Annotated in this window: 10 protein-coding genes and 1 pseudogene; 8 read left to right on the top strand and 3 right to left on the bottom strand. The window is 36.7% G+C overall.

Translation table 11 applies throughout. From position 1 onward, the window contains the following. The first annotated feature begins 229 nt into the window (after positions 1-229). The 7 genes and pseudogenes from TERY_RS10330 to TERY_RS10305 all read left to right on the top strand — a co-directional run bounded on the left by TERY_RS10330 (position 230) and on the right by TERY_RS10305 (position 8,025). The gene (locus TERY_RS10330; protein WP_011611778.1) at positions 230-1,561 is read left to right on the top strand and encodes a dihydroorotase; all 1,332 of its coding nucleotides are present in this window, start codon (positions 230-232) and stop codon (positions 1,559-1,561) included. A gap of 553 nt (positions 1,562-2,114) precedes the next feature. Next, positions 2,115-2,883: pseudogene (locus TERY_RS30530) on the top strand (IS630 family transposase). A gap of 668 nt (positions 2,884-3,551) precedes the next feature. Beyond that, complete coding sequence (locus tag TERY_RS10320) at positions 3,552-4,328, top strand: hypothetical protein (protein WP_011611776.1); 777 nt, start codon at positions 3,552-3,554, stop codon at positions 4,326-4,328. A 43-nt stretch (positions 4,329-4,371) separates the two neighbouring features. Then, the gene (locus TERY_RS10315) at positions 4,372-5,358 is read left to right on the top strand and encodes a methyltransferase domain-containing protein (protein ID WP_011611775.1); all 987 of its coding nucleotides are present in this window, start codon (positions 4,372-4,374) and stop codon (positions 5,356-5,358) included. An 88-nt stretch (positions 5,359-5,446) separates the two neighbouring features. Beyond that, positions 5,447-6,688 (top strand): FAD-dependent monooxygenase, encoded by a 1,242-nt coding sequence (locus TERY_RS10310; RefSeq protein ID WP_011611774.1) that lies wholly within the window; start codon positions 5,447-5,449, stop codon positions 6,686-6,688. Positions 6,689-7,503: 815 nt separating this feature from the next. Next, positions 7,504-7,692 (top strand): hypothetical protein, encoded by a 189-nt coding sequence (locus tag TERY_RS32870; RefSeq protein WP_155994390.1) that lies wholly within the window; start codon positions 7,504-7,506, stop codon positions 7,690-7,692. 39 nt (positions 7,693-7,731) lie between these two features. Beyond that, positions 7,732-8,025 (top strand): hypothetical protein, encoded by a 294-nt coding sequence (locus TERY_RS10305; protein ID WP_011611773.1) that lies wholly within the window; start codon positions 7,732-7,734, stop codon positions 8,023-8,025. An 876-nt stretch (positions 8,026-8,901) separates the two neighbouring features. Here TERY_RS10305 and TERY_RS10300 read toward each other — a convergent pair. Together TERY_RS10300 and TERY_RS36755 are read right to left on the bottom strand one after the other, a co-directional pair. Further along, positions 8,902-10,359, bottom strand: a complete 1,458-nt coding sequence (locus TERY_RS10300) for an FkbM family methyltransferase (RefSeq protein WP_011611772.1) — start codon at positions 10,357-10,359, stop codon at positions 8,902-8,904. 35 nt (positions 10,360-10,394) lie between these two features. Further along, positions 10,395-15,707, bottom strand: a complete 5,313-nt coding sequence (locus TERY_RS36755) for a class I SAM-dependent methyltransferase (protein ID WP_011611771.1) — start codon at positions 15,705-15,707, stop codon at positions 10,395-10,397. A gap of 347 nt (positions 15,708-16,054) precedes the next feature. Here TERY_RS36755 and TERY_RS10290 point away from each other — a divergent pair, with 347 nt between their 5' ends. Further along, positions 16,055-19,099: a tetratricopeptide repeat protein gene (locus TERY_RS10290; protein WP_011611770.1), complete on the top strand. Its 3,045-nt coding sequence runs from the start codon at positions 16,055-16,057 to the stop codon at positions 19,097-19,099. Between the two features lie 373 nt (positions 19,100-19,472). On the opposite strand, the gene TERY_RS10285 is transcribed toward TERY_RS10290, so the two are convergent. After that, positions 19,473-19,958 (bottom strand): tetratricopeptide repeat protein, encoded by a 486-nt coding sequence (locus tag TERY_RS10285; protein WP_155994389.1) that lies wholly within the window; start codon positions 19,956-19,958, stop codon positions 19,473-19,475. Positions 19,959-20,010 lie beyond the last annotated feature (52 nt).

Genomic DNA, 20,010 nt, shown 5'->3' with positions numbered 1-20,010 from the left:
ACTATAACGTCTTAGTTTTTGTAGTGCTTATAATTTAAAATATTACCATAGTCTTAATAAAAATAATATTATACGGTTTCTCTAGTTATTGAGGTATGGTTTTTTCGTATTTTCTATATTTCTGTTTACTGAATTACTAGCTCCTAGTCCTTTATCTTTAATTCCTAAAATAATATAATAAGTTTCAAACCAAATTTTCTTTCTCTAGTTTTCAAACCAAATTTTTATTATGGCTCCTATCTCTTCTTTGTTGATTCGTCGTGCCCGCATCCTTTTACCGGATGGGACATTTTTGATTGGTGATGTGCAAACTCAAGGCCGAGAAATTATTCAGGTTGCTCCAGAGATTTCATCTTCTGAAGCTCCAGAAAAAATCATAGATGCTGAAGGTTTAACTTTATTACCGGGAGTAATTGATCCTCAAGTACATTTTCGGGAACCTGGGTTGGAACATAAGGAGGACTTATTTACTGCTAGTCGGGCTTGTGTGAAGGGTGGTGTTACTTCTTTTCTAGAAATGCCTAATACTAAACCTTTGACTACAACTCAAGGAGCATTGGATGATAAGTTACGACGGGCAGAGCAAAAATGCGTGGCTAATTTTGGTTTTTTTATTGGGGCAACGGCAGAGAATTTACCTGATTTATTAACAGCTAATCCTACTCCTGGAATTAAAATTTTTATGGGTTCTATGCACGGACCTTTGTTGGTGGATACTGAGGAAAAGTTAGAGCCAATTTTTGCTAGGGGAAAAAGATTAATTGCTGTTCATGCTGAAAATCAAGCTCGAATTGATGAAAGGAAAAAACAGTTTGCTGGTATTTCTGATCCTGCTATTCATTCACAAATTCAGGATAATGAAGCTGCTTTGTTGGCAACTAAGATGGCTTTGAAATTATCTAAGAAGTATGAGCGGAGGTTACATATTTTGCATACTTCGACTGGAGATGAGGCTGAATTGTTGCGTCAGGATAAGCCTAGTTGGGTAACTGCTGAAGTTACGCCTCAACATTTGTTCTTAAATACAAGTGCTTATGAAAAAATTGGTACTTTAGCTCAGATGAATCCTCCTTTAAAATCTGCTGGTGATAATGATATTTTATGGCGAGCTTTGTTGGATGGAGTAATTGATTTTATTGCAACGGATCATGCACCTCATACTTTGGCAGAAAAGGGTAAAGGTTATCCGAATACTCCTTCGGGAATGCCTGGGGTGGAAACTTCTTTGCCTTTGATGTTGACTCAAGCTATTGAGGGAAGATGTTCTGTTGCTCAGGTTTCGAATTGGATGTCTACTGCTGTGGCTAAGGGTTATGGAATTCTGAAAAAGGGTGCGATCGCTCCTGGTTTTGATGCAGATTTAGTGTTAGTTGATTTAAATAATTATCGCCCTGTTTTAAGAGAGGAATTGATGACAAAATGTAGGTGGAGTCCTTTTGAAGGATGGAGTTTAACTGGTTGGCCTGTTGTTACTATTGTTGGGGGAGAGGTTGCTTTTAATCGTGGTGAATTTAATTCTGAAGTTCGGGGTCGAGCTTTGATTTTTTCGGAAATTGCCTAAACAATTTTGACAGTAATTTTCGGGATTTTTTTGCTGCTTTGTTGCACAAAAGATGAAAATGGACTAAAAATATAGTTATAGTACAAAAAATCTGCACCTATTTTAGATATGAGTAAGTCCAAGTCCAAATACAGAGTCAGTAACTGGTCTGAATACAATGCTTCCTTGAAACAAAGGGGGAATCTAACATTTTGGTGCTTGTGATGACATCATAGAGCAGTGGCTCAACCAAGAGAAAACTGGACATCGGGGGGCATTTAATACCTACAGTAACGAAAAATATTGAATCAATGGCTACCCTACAATCTCTGTTTAGCTTGGCAGGACGACAAACCGAGTGATTTTTGGAATCTATATTTGCCTTAATTGGGTTAGAACTACCAGTACCAGATTACACTACCTTGTCCTGTCCTCTAAGTAAATTGAATATTGAGATATAGTAGTTGAGGCAAAGATTAGGATGTAATGCTCGAAAAATCATCTAGGAAAGATTATGCCTTCTCCTTATAGCTATGACTTAAGACAAAAAGTTTAAAAGGCCATTGATGGTGGGATGAGTAAAACTCAAGTAAGTTCTATATTTAAGATTAGTCGTAATACCATCAAGACTTGGTTACATAGAATAAGAAAAACTGGGGATATAGTAGCATTAACAGGTTATCAAATCAGACTTAGAACAATAAGCGAGCATTTGTCCAGATTAATGGCAGTAAAACTTATTCCTAAATAGCTTCTGAATGGCCAGAATCAGTAAGCGCTCGCGCTATAAGTAAAGCGTTAAAAAAAATTGGTTATACAAGAAAAAAAACTGACGGTTACAGGGAAATAGATGAAGACAAAAGAAAAAAAATCTGGCCAAAATTCCCATGGAAAGGCCGGAAAAGTTGGTGTATATAGATGAATCAGGTATGGACAATAGAGAAGATTATGGTTATGGATGGAATAAATTGGGAAAAAGATATTACGATTTAAAGTCAGGAAAAAGAAGTCTAAGGGTAAGTGTTATAAGTGGTTTGTGTCAGGGAAAATTAGTTGCCCCATAACACAATTTGAAGGCTCTTGTAACCGTGTAGTTTTTGAAAAATGGTTGGCAAAAAAATTGTGGCCATAATTAAAGATAGGACAATTAGTAATATTAGACAATGGAAGTTTTCATAAATTCCCAAAAATGAGAGAATTAATAGAATCAGTGCCAAAGTGAAATTGAATATTTACCACCATATTTTCCTGACTTAAATAAAATAGAACATTATTGGTTTCCAATTAAAAACCTCCTCAGAAAGTCCGTTGGAACAAGAGAAAATTTTCGCATTGAGAGTTGATTATGCTATTAAGTTAACGTCCTAACCTTTCCTTCGATTGCTATATCAACATTGCTATTGTGATAAGGATGTATGCCTATTTTAATACAAAGTTTAGGTATAATTTCCGTCTTTTTTAGATCACAAAATCTTATTATTCTTTTGTATTTTCTGTCGAATTTGTGCCTTTTGTAATTGTGAGAGTTCTTGTATTTATTGTCGATGATGTGATATACTTTATTCATTGTGACTAGAGTAACTGATATTGGATGACCTTTAGGTCCCTATTCAGCATCAAACCATATTTCGGTATGGACTCTGTTTATAAATTTTATTTGTTTATGTTTTTAGTGTTTGTTTTTTTCTGCCCTCTTCCGATTGCAGTCTGAAGGGGTAAATTTTTAGAATAGAGATTGTGATACTAAACGTTAATTTTTAGCTTGAATTATATCATGTATGAAGGATTAAGAATTTAGGCGGGAGGGCATCTCTCTAACGCTTCTGGAGTTCGAGTAATACCAAGCAAAGGTACTGCTTTTGCAAGGTATTGAATGATGAAGGAAAAATCCCTTGCTTTGAGCAACGGGAGTTGTCAAGACAATTGGGTATTATTGGCTCAGTCCTATGCTAGACTACTTAAAAATTGCTATAATACTACTAAGTGATGTTCGTAGCAAAAGAACTCAAAGATGAATTCCCAGATCAAAAAACTGGATAGTTCGAGATTAGTTGATTCACAACCTGCTCTGAATCCTTACGTATTCTCATTCAAAGTACCATCTAAAAAATTTTCATTGGCTGCTTTGAGTAAGCTTAATTTATGGCAAACAGTAGGAGAAATGGTGAGTAGTGGCAATAAGTGGCAGCTATCTCTAATTGCTATTGGTAGTGCTAGCAGTATTATCTATCCCCATGTGCCTTTAGTCGGTTTTGCTGCGGTATATGGTAACACTTTGACTCGCAAAAAAGCGCTTATTACTGTTACAAGTATCTGGTTTGCCAATCAGCTTTATGGTTTCACCATTCGCCAATATCCCTGTACTTTTGAGTCTTTTAGTTGTGGGCTAGTAATGGGTTTGGGAACACTGCTGATTACTTGGCTAATTACCCTACGACTAAAATTTAGCCCTCGTAGTTTTCGGGGTTATTTACTGTGGTTAGCGATCGCTGTTGTCGGTGGTTATGCTATTTATCAGGGCAGTATCGTGTTGATTGCTCTGTTAACGGGTGGACATGGGTTTAGTTCCACAATTTTTAGGGGTATTTTCCTAAAAGATACTGTCTGGGCTGTTGTCTTATCAGCAATTCACTCTAGTTTTGTCTGGCTGTTAATACAGACTATACCAAACTACTCTTATCCTTCTTTACCTCTTACTCAGGCTATCGTCCCCCTGGTTGTGGACGAAAAGGTTAGCTACACAAAAAACTTGCTCACAAGCAAGAAGCTGTGCACTGCCGAAAGTTGATATTATATACAGAACATTATAAATAAATATTACGGTTTTCTTCATGTACTTATATTACGCTCTTGGATTTATATTATTACTCGTAGCCCTCGGCATAGTTATCTATTTAATCACTCCCCGTAGCTATGAATCCTCTAATACGGTAGCCAATTCCTATGACGACTGGACTCAAGACGGTATTTTAGAATTTTACTGGGGCGAACATATTCATTTAGGTCACTATGGTTCACCACCACGACGCAAAGATTTTTTGCAAGCCAAAGCTGACTTCGTTCACGAAATGGTCAAGTGGGGTGGTTTAGACAAATTACCTCGTGGTACTACTGTTTTAGATGTCGGTTGTGGAATTGGTGGCAGCAGCCGTATCTTAGCCAAAGAATACGAGTTTGAAGTTACGGGGGTTACCATTAGCCCCAAACAGGTACAACGGGCAACAGAATTAACCCCTCAAGGAGTTACGGCTAAATTCCAGGTAGATGATGCGTTGGCACTATCTTTCCCAGACAATAGTTTTGATGTGGTTTGGTCGATTGAAGCTGGACCTCATATGCCGGATAAGGTCAAGTATGGTTCAGAAATGATGCGTGTCTTAAAACCTGGCGGTATTTTGGTCGTAGCTGATTGGAATCAGCGCGATGACCGTCAAAAACCCCTGAATTATTGGGAAAAACCCGTAATGCGTCAATTATTGGACCAGTGGTCACATCCTGCCTTTTCTAGTATCGAAGGCTTTTCGGAACAAATAGCGGAAACTGGGTTAGTCGAAGGAGAAGTAGCCACCGCAGATTGGACTCAAGAAACTCTCCCTTCTTGGTTCGAATCAATTTGGCAAGGAATTGTTAGACCCAAAGGATTGATTAAGTTTGGCTTTTCAGGGTTTATTAAATCTCTCAGAGAAGTACCTACTATGTTATTGATGCGATTGGGATTTGGTGCTGGGCTGTGCAGATTTGGAATGTTCCGCGCTGTTAAGTCTAACTCAGTACCTGTCTCAACAGAGACTGCTACCACTGAAGTAGCTAACGCTTAAGAGATTAAATACTGATTTCAGCAAATATTTGCTACAGATGAAAAGCAAAGCTAATAATCTGTAGCATTCTTTATTGAGAAAAAACCAAATGGAAGAAGAAATTATCATAGTTGGTGCTGGTATTGGTGGTTTAACTTTAGCTTGTGCTTTAGAACAAAAAGGCATTGATTTTCAACTATACGAGCAAGCAGATTCTTTTGAAGCTTTAGGATACGGGATTCAAGTAAGCCCTAATGTGGTTCGGGTGTTGAGGGAATTAGGTTTAGAACAACAGCTAGAGGAAGTATCTCATCTTTGTCTGGGTTTTGAATTGCGCTCTTTTAACTCCAACAGAGTTTTAGCGACATGGCAACTTGACAACGATACACCTTATTATCAATGCCGACGGGCAGATTTACACTCCTTAGTATTTAATTCGATCCAAGATAAAAGTAGAATTCATTTCTCGCGATGTTTGGAGTCTTATGAAGAAAAGGATGACCAACTATTGCTTTCCTGGCACAACCTCCCATCCACAACAGCAAAAGCATTGGTGGCAGCAGATGGGGTTCGTTCGCTCGTCAGGCGATCGCTTTTTAATGCTGTCGCCCATGGGGAAAACCCGCAAGATAGCGCTACATCTGTCTTTTCCCAAAATCAAGCTCAATACGCTGGCTATGCTGCATACAGGGCAATTTTACCTTTTCAAGACAAATATCTTCCTTTATGGGGTAAAGCAACTGTTTGGATGGGAAAAAATCATCACGTTGTAGTCTATCCTAATGGTAACGAACAGAACTCAACATCTTGGCTCAACTTAGTATTAGTTGTCAAAGATAAAAACTGGAATCCGCAGGGTTGGACAATTCCTGCGGATAAAAAAGCTGTAGCTAGGGATTTTGCCAACCAATCTGAGGAACTTAATGAGATTTTAGAAGATATGGCAGCAAGTCCCGAACCTTGCTTCAAATGGGGCTTATTTATCCATAAACCACTACCTTATTGGTCGCGAGGTAAGGTAACACTATTAGGGGATGCAGCCCACCCTATGCTTCCGTTTCAGGCGCAAGGAGCAGCTATGGCAATAGAAGATGCTTATGTCTTAGCTAAGTATCTAGCTAGTGAAAGGGATATAGAAAAAGCCTTTATCAAGTATCAACAAGCCCGAATCAAACGCACGACAAAAGTACAGCAAGTATCGATAAATAACGCTAATATCTTCCATGCTTCAGGAGTGAAAGCAGCGATCAGAAATTTTGCTTTGGGTGTAGTATCGACGACTGTTCCTAGTCTACTGAATAAAAAAACAGCTTGGATTTATGATTTTGATGTAAAAACAGCTGTGTCTTGATCTACTGAGGCTATATTTTTACGTTTCATCACGCTCTCGAAGAAATAGTCATCATATATGATTACTGACTCATCATATATGATGACTATCGAATTTTAAAACCCTTATGTAGAGCCGCTTATAAGTAGGTTCTCTTATGTTTCTTGTAATGAAAACCTATAAGCTGATCTTATCAATAGAGCGATAAACTAGATTATACAAATCTTGTAGAACATTCCAAGGAAACTGATTAAATCGAAGGGTAAAAGTAGAACGTTTAAACTATCTTTCTCACGGATTATTATTATTGTCCTATTGATTGAGTGATATTCATAACTGTGCTCCGAGGGCTGGAGACAGATTAGGAATTTAACCCCACTGGTTCAATTGAAACGGATATTGTTACACCAGTAAAACTTCTGCACTTGAGCAAGAGCTACCAATTAAACATGAAACTTATGGGGGTAAATGAGTCAAACGTGGTTTATTCAGGAGTGCAACTGGTATAGTCATTAATGCCGATATCAATGGCAGTATTCAAATTTAAGACAAGAAATTCCCAGAGGCATTTACTGCCGAGGGAATAGTGAGCTGTGCGGTAGAGCCTGTATAGCTTAATCCAATATCAAGATAAAAGCTGTTACGATTTTCTACAGTTTTTTTCGTACGGTGACTTTTACCTGGTATCCTGAGTTTGGTATGAGGGTTAATTTTTCACTCATACCTACTAACTGGACAGTACAAAGTTCTGAGTAAAAAAAAACATTTCCCACTAAAAGTCGGGGAATGGTGCATACTAGTTAATGATTCTTAAATTTGACTAGCTAATCTTTATTATGCACATAATACGTTGTCTAGAGCAAATATTGACCAACTTAAGTCCAGTGTTTAGTCTTCATGCCACTTATGAATGTTTTGTTATCCTGATTTGGGGCATTCTTTTATGTAGCCAACATCGGGCAGTTACCAGCTATGTAAACCCAGTGGGAGTAACACAAAATTACTACACCCAAGCTTTACACTGATTTCATTCAAAGGGAATTAGTGTCTAAAAATTATCCACCATGTGGCACAAGTGGTTAATCACTCACCCAAAAGTCTACCGTCTCAGAGGTCAACTAGTTTATCTAGGTGATGGTATTAAAGTCGGTAAGGAAGGAAGAAAAATGCCGGCGGTGAAAAAACTGCATAATGAATCAGAAAATGTCACCAAACCAGAGTGGATACGAGGTCATTACTTTGGAGCTCTCGCCTTACTTTCAGTTACAGGCTCTTGTTTAAAAGCAGTTCCTGTGACTTTGGGGTTACAAGATGGTATCAAGATGGCTGAGGATGATGAAACTATAATAGTAGAGTGAATGTCTACTTTGTGTATCGAACTTATCTATGCTGGTAGCGATATCATTCTGGATGCTTATTATGCTTCTAAACACTTGATTGAAGATTTTAGGAATTATTAGATACACTTAATTACCAGAGTACGCATCAATGCAGTAGATAAATATCCTTTACTGCCACCACCACTCAAATACAGTCGGGACATGCCTCGCATCTGGGGTGAATCAGTCAAATTACGGAACTTGTTTGACGAGAAAGACTGCTTTACTACAGAAACTCTACTACTTTATGGCAACATGGTGAAGCTCAAATACCACAGTCACAGTATAGATTTGCATTAGGACTCTTCTGTTCAAAAAGTTCGCTTTGTACTAGCTGTGTGGCGGTCGGGGAAATAAATAATCCTGCTTTCAACTGATGTCACTTGATCAGCAGCATAAATTTTAACCGCTTACAGTTGGCGTTTCAAGGTTGAAGTTACTTTCCGGAACTTATTCAACTATTGTCGGTTTTTAGCTATCAGTTTTGGATGAAAGATATGACTCGGACTCAGGGGTGGCCGAAAGACTTAATTCTCAGTCAATATCCGAAAAAACAATAACAACAGTTTCAGAGAAAAGTTGAGGCAGAGGCAATGGAACGGTTTTTCATCAACACTTAGCTCTAGGTGTTTTACAATTGCTTAGTTTAGAGATGCCTATGAATGTATGGAAGTATTTCCCCTGTTAGTTTCGTACCTTACCCTCTAATGGTTATCTGAGTGAAGAGATAGTTTTACTAACACAACAGCTAACAGAGGAAGTATCTTTTAGACAAAAGTTGGTCAGGACTAATTTTGACTAAATTCTTAAATACTCGATCGCTATTTACGAGACGGTCGACAATTGAGCATTTTGTCAGGTGAAATCAACGGTTTTATGAATACAAAAACTTTTTCTTGCCAAGTTATTGAGTTCAATAATAGGAATATTTTCTGCTTTAATTTGAGCGATCGCTTCCCCATTCTCATGTTCCAATTTAATCCTACTTTGCAACTGAGGTATTAAAGCAGACCACTGCACTTGACTCAACTCCCCAACTAAAACAATTTCTGGTCCCTCATCTACCTCTAATTCTTCCTCCATTAACAAGTTCATTGCCACGCTAGATAAAATTAAATCTGCATCTTCAGCAGTAATATTGCTGTTATCTATTAATAAAGTCATCTTAGCTCTATCTGGATGAGTCACTAGACTTTTAATTACTTTTTGTAATTCTAATCCCACTGTTTCTTCTGGTTGCGTCCAGTCTGGGAAAATTATCAGATTAAATTGTCTGAATTTTAACCTTGAATGTAGCTCGTCTTCTTTAACCACTGGCTGATTTAAAAAATACTTACTATTGAGATAACCTTTGATTCTTTCCATCGCTGGTAAAGCGCCCACTCCCTCCTTAGCCAAATTGTGGAATTGGGATAAAACCTCTGCTATGTTGTTGGCAAAATTGTACTTAGGATTATCACCATACTTCCAAGTTAAGCACTCCAGGGCTTCCATTGCTACGTCAGGAAATTTTAGGATATCGGCAATACAAGCTAACTTTAACAGCTTTTCTGGAGTCTTATTACACGATTCCTGAGCGGATGACTTTTGGATCAAATCCTGAAAGTAAAAAGCATCTGTCCATATTAATTGACCGGGATGCTCTTGAGAACATATGGAACTTCTGCGACGGGAATCTCGATACAAAGTTCCAAAATCAAATAGGGTAAAGCCTTTTTTCCTCAGATACAAGTCAACATCCCCAAACAAAGGTTGATTATCATAGAGACTCGTAAATTCTACCTCTACATTTAGTGACAAAACACTTTTTAAAATTTCCTTAGCACCTTCTAAAATTTTGAGTTCTGCTCCTTGAGTATCAATTTGTATAAAATCAATTTCACTGATTTCCTCAGAATGACAAAAATCATCTAAAGTTGTTGTTTGAATCTCTTGGGTGGATGCTAATTCCATAAGTGGGGAATTTCCAATAAAGCGATCAATATATGACTGACTTGGAGGGTACAAAGAACTACAAGCAGGGAATTTAGTAATGTGCAAAGTAGCAGTTTCTACAGAATCCCAAAGAGCCAAGGGTATGTGTTTTTCTTGATGGCTGATTTGTTGTTCTTGCAGCTTTGTGTTCATTTTCTTGCACGCGTCTTGATCAGCATCAAAACCGTATATGGTCAGATTGGGGGACATTAAACCCCATCCTTGATTGATATATTCTTCTTCAAACTGTTCAAGCTTTCTAGAACCTACAATGGCTATGGTTAAATGAATATCATCTATTTTTCTATTTTTCTTTAAGTTATCAACAAATATTGGCATCCTTAAAATTTCCTCTTTTGTTCAGTTTTTTTACTTTAACTATTAGCTAAATCATTCAGACTTAGAGCAGTAATATGACTTGCTTTTGCAGAAGCGATCGCTTCCCCATTCTCATGTTCCAATTTAATCCTACCTTGCAACTGAGGTATTAAAGCAGACCACTGCACTTGACTCAACTCCCCAACTAAAACAATTTCTGGTCCCTCATCTACCTCTAATTCTTCCTCCATTAACAAGTTCATTGCCACGCTAGATAAAATTAAATCTGCATCTTCAGCAGTAATATTGCTGTTATCTACTAATAAAGTCATCTTACCTCTATCTGGATGAGTCACCAGATTTTTGATTACCTCTTTTAATTCCAATCCCACTGTTTCTTCTGGTTGGGACCAGTCTGGGAATATAACAAAATTAATTTCGCTTAGTTTAAAAAGTTCCCATCTACCAGTTTCTAGCCTAAGAGATCGCGATCGCTCTATACCTTGAATCTCATAAACAGGGAGATCTTTATCAACAACAGCGATCGCTTCCCCATTCTCATGTTCCAATTTAATCCTACCTTGTAACTGAGGTATTAAAGCAGACCACTGCACTTGACTCAACTCCCCAACTAAAACAATTTCTGGTCCCTCATCTACCTCTAATTCTTCCTCCATTAACAAGTTCATTGCCACGCTAGATAAAATTAAATCTGCATCTTCAGCAATAATATTGCTGTTATCTATTAATAAAGTCATCTTAGCTCTATCTGGATGAGTCACCAGATTTTTGATTACCTCTTGGAATTCCCATCCCACTGTTTCTTCTGGTTGCGTCCAGTCTGGGAAAATAATTAAATTAATATCCCTGAGATTTAAATGCCCTAAAGTTGCTTTCATTAAAGCAATACTCATAATATCAGCCATTTTACCCCAAGAGAATTTCTTCGCTTGTTCTAAACCAGTAGCAATTAAAGAATTACGCACTTTTGGCTTTTGCACTTCACACAGGGCATCCGTCAAACCATCTACGTCATTGCCATCAACATATATAGCAGCTTCCCCGACAACTTCAGGAATAGAAGCATTGGCACAAGTAATCACCGGGCAAGCACAAGCTAATGCTTCGGCAACAGGCATTCCAAAACCTTCGTATAAAGAAGGATAAACTAAAGCTATTGCACCAGAATAAGCAACTTTCAATTCTTCATCGCTGAGTATGAGTGAATGTACGACACTGCCAGAGGCATATTGTCTGTATTCGTTAGCTAGGGTGACACCGCTACCTGTGCAGACTATTTCAAAACCTTGTTTGCTGTGGAGTTGGGCAAAGGCTCGGAAAAATAAAATCGCGTTTTTATAGTTACTTCCAGCACCTACCAAAAGAAAATAAGGTTTGCTGATGCCGTATTTATATTTAAACACACTTATTTCTGCTGTTGTAGCTGGAGTAAAAGTGGGAGCAACACCGCAATGAGCTACAGTCACATCATCTGGTGTAATATCTGGGAAAAACTTAACCAAATCCCGAGCAGTACTTTCTGATATGGAAATGTAGGAGGAAGCATGACCAATAGCGTGATGTTTTTCTCGCCACATTGGTTCGTTGAAATTTGCCCCCAATACTTCCGGAATCATATCATAAGCCATAAATACTGAGGGTGTTGATATGGGAGTTGTGTAGTAAGTGGAGATGAATAAATCTGCTCCCTCTTCGTCGCAGACTTGTTGGAGTATTTGCTTGTCGGCATCGGTGTTGTTGTAGCTATATGCTGGTAAAGCTCTATATCTGATGCCTGGTACTTTTGCTGTATTTGCTCTATCAAGTAATATTATGTGATTAGCAAATTCAGTTTTAGCCCATTCTGCTAAGACAGAGCGCCACACACGAGCAATACCCGTACTATAAAGTTGGAAAAATACACCATCAATAAGAATAGTGGGCGATCGCCTTTCCCTCTTCACTGGTTGTTGTAAATATTCTGGTTGCAAAAATTTCCAATTATCTCCAGTTACATCTTTTTGCACCAGTGGAACTATGCCTAATGACTCAGTGCTATCGACCATCGTGTTATCTCCTACCCAGGCAAAATAATCCCGCAGATATACTGGAAACTTAGTTTGTGACTGTAAGGTTTGCCATTGACTGACGGCATTCTTATAACCATAGTATTGTTCTTTAAAGCTTAGTTGTTCTGGGGTGACATAAGCAAAGTGTTGGAAAATTAAACCTTCTTTTTCTGTTTCTGCGTGCATAAAAGGATTAATAGCAGCAATATTTTTTTGTTGATCATCTGGCAAATTTTCTACTAATACTGGGGGTTCGTGGGCTGCCCAAAGGTATCCTGGTTTAAACCTCCAAGTGCGTAACCAATCTTGTTTGGGATTTTGTGTGTAGCAGTTGCGGCTACTAATAACCAGATTTTCTCCCACAAAATACCAACACCAATAAAACGCCGCCGTTTTCTCTGGATTTTTAATAAACAATTTCCGACTATTACAAATCTGTTCTAAAGTCCAGATTTCATCAACATCTACCTGCCACAGCAAACATTCTTCTTTTATGTTTCTCAAAGGCGCGTTAACCATTTCCCGTTTGCCATCCCAAAATTCTCCTTCTGGTTTGCGGTAAAGAGTTATATTTTCTGGGTATTTGGCTGCAAGTTCGTCTAGATATTCCGATGTACCATCTTTGCTGCGACCTTGTTTATGAATTTCATCGGTTATTTTTCCCCCTAACTGCAAGCTCCAACCAGTGTCGTGTTTTAAGTCAGCTACACCTTCAATAATATGCCAATGCCACTTAAAGGGAAGTTGCTTGAAAATGTCGATGTGGTAGCGAATAAATGGTTGGCCGTTAAGGACAATGGTAAAGAAATGAATGGGTAACGTTGCAAGTATTTGTGATAACTTAGAAAAAGGAGGCTTAAAAGCTACTCCTGTTCCTGTGGCATAGTGATCATCAATAAATAAATAATCTTGATATTTGCTCTTGTACTCGTTCCACAAAACACCCAACTCAGGATGAGCATGGTGAGCAATGTCATCGAAAACCAATACTCCACCAGATGCCAAATGAGTAAAGGCGATATCCAAATCCATTTTGGCACCGGAGTAAGTATGGTCTCCATCTATATTAATTAGGTCAAATTCTTGGGGATTATCTGAATTAGCAAAAAAAGATGGGAGCATTTCGTGAGAGTCACCCCTAATTAAAGTTGGCTGTTTTTTGATTCCCAACTTTTCTAACTCTGAACGTACAAACTCAGGACCGGGATTATCTTCAGCAGCATACCCAGGTATCCACATATCAAAACCATAAGCATTAGTATCGGGGGATTCTACTAAAACCTGGGCCATAGAACGCCCCCGACGCACACCTACTTCTAGATAATTCTTAGGTTTAAAATTATGCCCACACCAGTTTAAAAACGAAATTAAATCAAACCATTTTGATTGTGTTTGAGCAGATGAACTTGAATAATTTCTCAAATCATTGGATAACCAACGATCCTGAGTTAAAAGGCTAATAACAGAGTAAACTCTTTCTTTAACTTTCGGACTGGTTATTGAGTCGAACACTTTAGATGCGAGTTCTTGTTTGGTACTTTGGTAAGCTGGTATCATAGTTATTTGCTCAGTCATCATATTATCTTCCGAACTATTTTTTTCAAGTACAACTAATATTCCATTGTTGGAAAATTCTCTTTTATTTGGATATAACTGTTCTAAACTCTCTTGAGTTTTCTCATCAATAGGATTTTCAAATATTAATTCTATATGCTTACTTTGAAATTTACTCCTTTTAACAATTTCTAGATAATCTTCTGTAAAATACCTATTAATATGAGGTGAATTATAAACATAATCAACCATCAATTCTGCTGTTTCTTGATCAGTATATTGATATAAATAATGACATAGTTCATCAGGCTTCATTAACAAATGTCCCCAAGGTGGGATAGGCGAATTGCCAAAGTTAAAAACTTTGCCTGCTTGGTCAGTTATTTTTGGCAAATAATGCCCATCGTAGGCTGACCAAATAGGCGAAAACATAGAGAATAATTTGCCTCCTGGTTTTAAAGCCAGAAACATTTTATCTAAAGCAGCTGGTAATTTATGAATATGCTCGAAAGTTGCAATAGAAAAAATTAGATCGTACTTTCCGTAATATTCCTCGGGAAGATTTTCTATATTTTCTAAGAAGAAATTATATTTTTCTAGTTTTCTATTATCAAAACCTAAATTAGAAGTATCTTTAATATTAGGAATAATTGTTCCTGTATGAGATAGTCCTCCTGCTTCCTTGAGGGATTCTTCATAATCTGGAGTTTCTATTGCTGACCAAGACTTAACATGAAGATAATCAAAAACAAATTCTGGTGGTAAACTCCCACCTACTTCTAAAACATCTTTACCTTCAAAACCTACTAAATCTTGACATATACGGGCAAAAGGAACGTGATAACTAAGATTAAACTTAGCTTGACATTCAGCAATATTAGATTCTTTTAACATACAATTATTTTTAGATCTAGGGCTAGTTACTTGAAAACAAGAAAGTCCTAAGCAAGACTCTTTCTCGCTAGGTAATCCTCCCCTATCTAAAACTTTACTATCTTTAAAAAAAACTGACGTACAATTTTTGTAAGTGTACCCTGGAATCATTCCATAGAAATCTATTCTTTTATATCCTTTCAATTCTAAAAGTCTTACACCCAAGTCGTACTGATAATCATCTGTATTGTCAAAAATAATAAATCCTGTTTCTTTGAGCTTGCTTAAACTTAATTCTACACACCTATTTCTATTAATACCATCTATAACAATTACATCAAAGTAGTTATTTTGATATCTATTGATGTTGGCTGCATATTCTTCTTCATTCTCACTAAGGCTTAGTTCTACATTATTGGGGATTTTTTCCTGAAGATCAGAAAACCAGTTTCGATTACTTTCAATCGAAATTACCTTTAATGTTCTTTCAGCCCACCACAATGTTGATTGCCCGCTTCCATATTCAAAAACCTGAAAATCTGATGCTATCTTATTTTCTATAAACTCTATAGCTGGATAGGTGTACCAGGGGATAGGTTTTGAATCATAATTGATAGGTAAACCAGTCATTAAGGAATTTATCCAGCCTGATGATTCTGGATAATTTATACCAGGTGGTAAGTTTTGTGAAACATCAGACCAATCTGTAGATAAAATAATACTATGTGCTAGGTTAATATTGATTCCACTCCTGGCTAGGTCAGGGTTATTAGTGATTAATTCTTTATATAACTGCACTGCTTCCTTAAATTTACCTTGCCTAAATAATTTATAAGCTTTTTCTAATTCCTCCAATACTTTATCCTCTGACATTTTTCCTTTCTTTAATAATCTTTATTTTTATTGGTAATAATCTTACTAATAACTTTAAAGGTTAGATTGCTCCCATCCACTCCTTTTTCTCTAACCCTTAGCCTTACCTAATCCAACACCACTTTATAATCCTCCCTCTGATGTCAAATAAAAGAATTAAGATTGATTTTTTGAGAAATAATCAAATTCTTTTTTATTAACTATTTTATGTTAGATTCAAGCTCCTAAAAATCAGTGTTTGAATCTCAGAAACTCGATATTCCCAATTATTCCCCATTTCCCCACAAAAACGATCGCCTCCCACTCAACCAACCTCTATAATAACCCCAAAGAAGCAACATACCAAAATGGACTACCAAAAATTCATCCAACAACTTCCCACTAATTACCAAAACTGGGGCAATAACTCCCTTCAACCATCTGACCAATGGCCAAAAACCCTCACCCCTAAACCCAACGTCAACACCCTCAACCTCATGAAACTACTCAACAGCGCTGTAGAACACACAGAACCAGATGAGATTTACTGCGAGATAGGCACTACTCAAGGTCTCACTTTAATCGGAGCATTATTTGAGCATACCGAAAAAATGGCCTATGCAGTTAACAACTTTTCTAACTTTGATTCTACTGGAGAACTACAACAAGAACTATTAGAAAATTTGCAGCAATTTAATCTTGAATCACAGGTCTTTTTTTGTGACCAAGATCTAGAAGAATTTTTATTAGAATTACGAGAAATAGAAACAGAAAATAATATTGGTGTCTATTTCTATAATGGCTCTCCTGAATATCGCTCCGTACTGTTAGGATTAATGTTAATTAAGCCTTTTTTATCTAAAAAAGCATTAGTGGTTATTAATAATTCTAATAAAAGTCTAGTACAGCAAGCTTATTGGGATTTAATGGCTAGTTTTCCTCAATATAAAATATTATCAGAATTACCAGAATTTGCACAAATAAATCACTTATTTGGTAATGGGATTCAACTCCTAAGTTTTGACAGTGAAAGAAATCATAATTATCCACCTTCTAGGATTATTAATAATCGTCAACAAAATGTCATTACAGCCATTTCTAATCTACAACAATGGGAGACAGAATCATCCAGGCAGTTGTTCTATGAAGAAGCAATATATTTACACCAACAACAGCAATGGCAATTAGCAGAAAAAAAATATCAAGAGTTATTATTATGGCAACCTAATAATTCCCTGGTTTGGTTACAATTAGGAGTGCTTTATTATCAAATAGAAAATTATCAACAGTCTATTTCAGCTATATCTAAATCTTTAGAAATAGAACCATCAAGTTATGGATATTACTACCAGGGTTTAGGGTTAGAAAAAATCAATCAAATTGAACAAGCGATCGCCTCCCACCAACAAGCAATTAAACTAGATATTAATTTCATAGATCCTTATAATAATTTAGGCAATCTCCTCAAGACAAAAAGTGAATTTGAACAAGCAGAAACTATTTATCGCCAGAGCATTTCTATTAACCCCAACCATTGGGGAAGTTATATTAATCTAGGTAATTTAATGCTCGAACAAAATCGAGTTGAGTTGGCGATCGCTAATTATGAAAAGGCCCTAGAAATCAATCCCGAAAATTCAGATATAGCTAACAATCTCAACATCGCTCTTCGAGCAAAAAATAACCCTGCCCCAATATTATTAAATTGGGCACGAAGACTGCAACAATTAGGAAAATATGAAACAGCAATTTTAGAATATCGTAAATATCTAGAACTTCAACCAACAGATACTCAAGTCTATTCTTTTCTCTCAGAATGTTATCAACAATTAGACCAAAAACAAGCAACTATAAACATTCTCCAAGAGGGTACCCAAACCTGCCCCAATTCAGGACAGCTCCATTTTAACTTAATTATGACCCTATTACAAAATGGGAGAACTGAACAAGCAATATCTCAAGCAGAAATAGCTTTACAAAACCTGCCCCAAGATTACACATTTAAACTCCTAAAACATTTAATAGTTCCCATTATTTACCACAGTCCAGAATCAATCAGCTTTTATCGCCAAAGATTTGAAACCGAAATACAAAACCTCATAAAAACAACCAATTTAGAAAATACTGAATCGCGAAAAAACGCTCTTTTAGGTACTAGCAGATTCACTAATTTTTACTTAGCTTATCAAGCTCATAATGTTCAAAAATCTCAAATTATCTATGGTAATTTTCTCCATAAAATTCTAGGAGCTAATTATCCAGAATACATACAACCATTATCCATTCCACCCGTAGAAAATAAAATCCGCATTGGCTATATTTCCAACTATTTACATTCTTATAGTGGCAGCTTGTGGTTAATAGGTTGGTTACGTTATGCTGACCATAAAAATTTTGAAATTTACTGTTATTATACTGGTAATTCTCCTGACCCAATAACAGAAAAATTTCGTCAATATAGCCATAAATTTCATCATATTCCAGGCAATTTACCCGCAGTTTGCCAACAAATATTAAATGATAAACTACATATATTAGTCTATCCCGAAATAGGTATGGACCCACCCACAATGCAAATAGCAGCCTTGCGGTTAGCACCTATACAATGTACTGCCTGGGGCCATCCAGTAACTACAGGGTTACCAACTATTGATTATTTTCTATCCAGTGAATTAATGGAGCCAGAAAATGCTCAAGAACATTACTCAGAAACTTTAATTAAACTACCTAATATTGGGGTGGCTTATCCTGAACCTAAAGACATTACTAACCTGACAAAAAAACAGACTATTCCCCCTTTTCCAAAGAGCGTTAGGGGCGAAAAAAAATTCCAATTACCTGAAGATGGAGTTATTTATTTATGCTGTCAAGCACCTTTTAAATATTTGCCTCAATATGATTATATTTTCCCAGAAATAGCTTTAGGAGTTCCCCAAGCAAAATTTGTTTTTCTCAGAGGAACTTTATTAAAACCTCGTTTAGAAAAAGCTTTTTATTCTAGAGGGTTAAATAGTGAAGATTATTGTGTTCATTTAAAGATTCCAGAAAGGTCAGATTATTTGATGTTAAATCTACTTTCAGATGTTTTTCTAGATACTTTTACTTGGTCTGGTGGGAATACTTCTTTAGAGGCGATCGCTTGTAATTTACCGATAGTAACTTGTCCTGGAGAATTTATGCGCAGTCGTCATGCAGATAGTTTCTTAAAAATGTTGGGAGTTATAGATACTATTGCTAAAGATGAAGCAGAATATATTCATATTGCTGTTAAATTAGGTTTAGAAACTGCTTGGCGAAATGACATTTCTCAGAGGATGAGTTTACGCCATAATTATCTATTTGATGACCAAACTTGTGTCAATGCCTTAGAAGATTTTTATCAACAAATAGTCCGAAAATATTCCTCGTGGTGAATGATGAAAAATAACTATCCCAGGCCTTAATCATCCACTAGGAAAGTATTAGTTTGAGATGACTTCCCTATGGATCGTAATGATATAAATATATTGCCTGTGGGTAAATTCTACATACAATAAATATTATCGTTGTTTATAAATTATTCCCGACACTAAATTAAAATTATAGTGTGGGACTCCAATATTTATTTAAGTTGAAGGTATCATAAAACCAACTACTAACAAATACTAATTATAGAATAATCAATAGCTTTTTCTGAACCAATGATAGCAAATATAACCAATCAGATTTATCTTTTTTATAAATCATAAAATTTTCTTCAAATTTACTACCTAGACATCAGAAATTAGTTAATTATTATCTTTAATGTTAGTCAACCTCCAACTTTAGCTGCTCCAATACAACTTTATAATCATCTTTGTGAGGATACAACCCCACCAATTTTTCCAGAGGAGCGATCGCCCCTTTCCTATCCCCCATCTCCAACCTTACTTTAACCAACCCTTCCAAAGCGGTCACATTTTCAGGTTCTCGCTCCAAAACACCCTCATATCCCCGAGCTATTTTCTGCAGCTGCTCCTCTACCGAAACAACTGTGTCCGTTTCTACCTTTTGAGACTCCTGTAAAGCACTTTTAAACATATTCGCTATCCCAAACAAAGCAGCACTCCCAAAAGATATAAGCCCGACTAAGGACATTATTCTTCTCAATGTTTTACTTCGCTGCTTACGGGCTTCCATGTACTCTTTCTCTGTTCCTTGCATTAGCATTCTACTCTTAACATCTACCTTATCCAGTTTTCCCAGTTTGAACCAAAAAGCGATCGCCTCCTCAGCATTTATTACTTGTCCCACGACTGTCCAGAGACTATGGCCTTTTTAGTTATTAGTTATCAGTACTATTAAC

Origin of the sequence: Trichodesmium erythraeum IMS101 (assembly GCF_000014265.1) — a bacterium.
Classification (GTDB): Bacteria; Cyanobacteriota; Cyanobacteriia; order Cyanobacteriales; family Microcoleaceae; genus Trichodesmium; species Trichodesmium erythraeum.
Note: the sequence above shows the minus strand (reverse complement) of the source record. Positions and strands in the feature narration are given on the sequence as shown.

Bases quoted from the DNA above. Each gene is read 5' to 3' on its own strand.
- TERY_RS10330 (WP_011611778.1), top strand. From the start codon at position 230: ATGGCTCCTATCTCTTCTTTGTTGATTCGTCGTGCCCGCATCCTTTTA.
- TERY_RS10320 (WP_011611776.1), top strand. From the start codon at position 3,552: ATGAATTCCCAGATCAAAAAACTGGATAGTTCGAGATTAGTTGATTCA.
- TERY_RS10315 (WP_011611775.1), top strand. From the start codon at position 4,372: ATGTACTTATATTACGCTCTTGGATTTATATTATTACTCGTAGCCCTC.
- TERY_RS10310 (WP_011611774.1), top strand. From the start codon at position 5,447: ATGGAAGAAGAAATTATCATAGTTGGTGCTGGTATTGGTGGTTTAACT.
- TERY_RS32870 (WP_155994390.1), top strand. From the start codon at position 7,504: ATGCACATAATACGTTGTCTAGAGCAAATATTGACCAACTTAAGTCCA.
- TERY_RS10305 (WP_011611773.1), top strand. From the start codon at position 7,732: ATGTGGCACAAGTGGTTAATCACTCACCCAAAAGTCTACCGTCTCAGA.
- TERY_RS10300 (WP_011611772.1), bottom strand. From the start codon at position 10,359: ATGCCAATATTTGTTGATAACTTAAAGAAAAATAGAAAAATAGATGAT.
- TERY_RS36755 (WP_011611771.1), bottom strand. From the start codon at position 15,707: ATGTCAGAGGATAAAGTATTGGAGGAATTAGAAAAAGCTTATAAATTA.
- TERY_RS10290 (WP_011611770.1), top strand. From the start codon at position 16,055: ATGGACTACCAAAAATTCATCCAACAACTTCCCACTAATTACCAAAAC.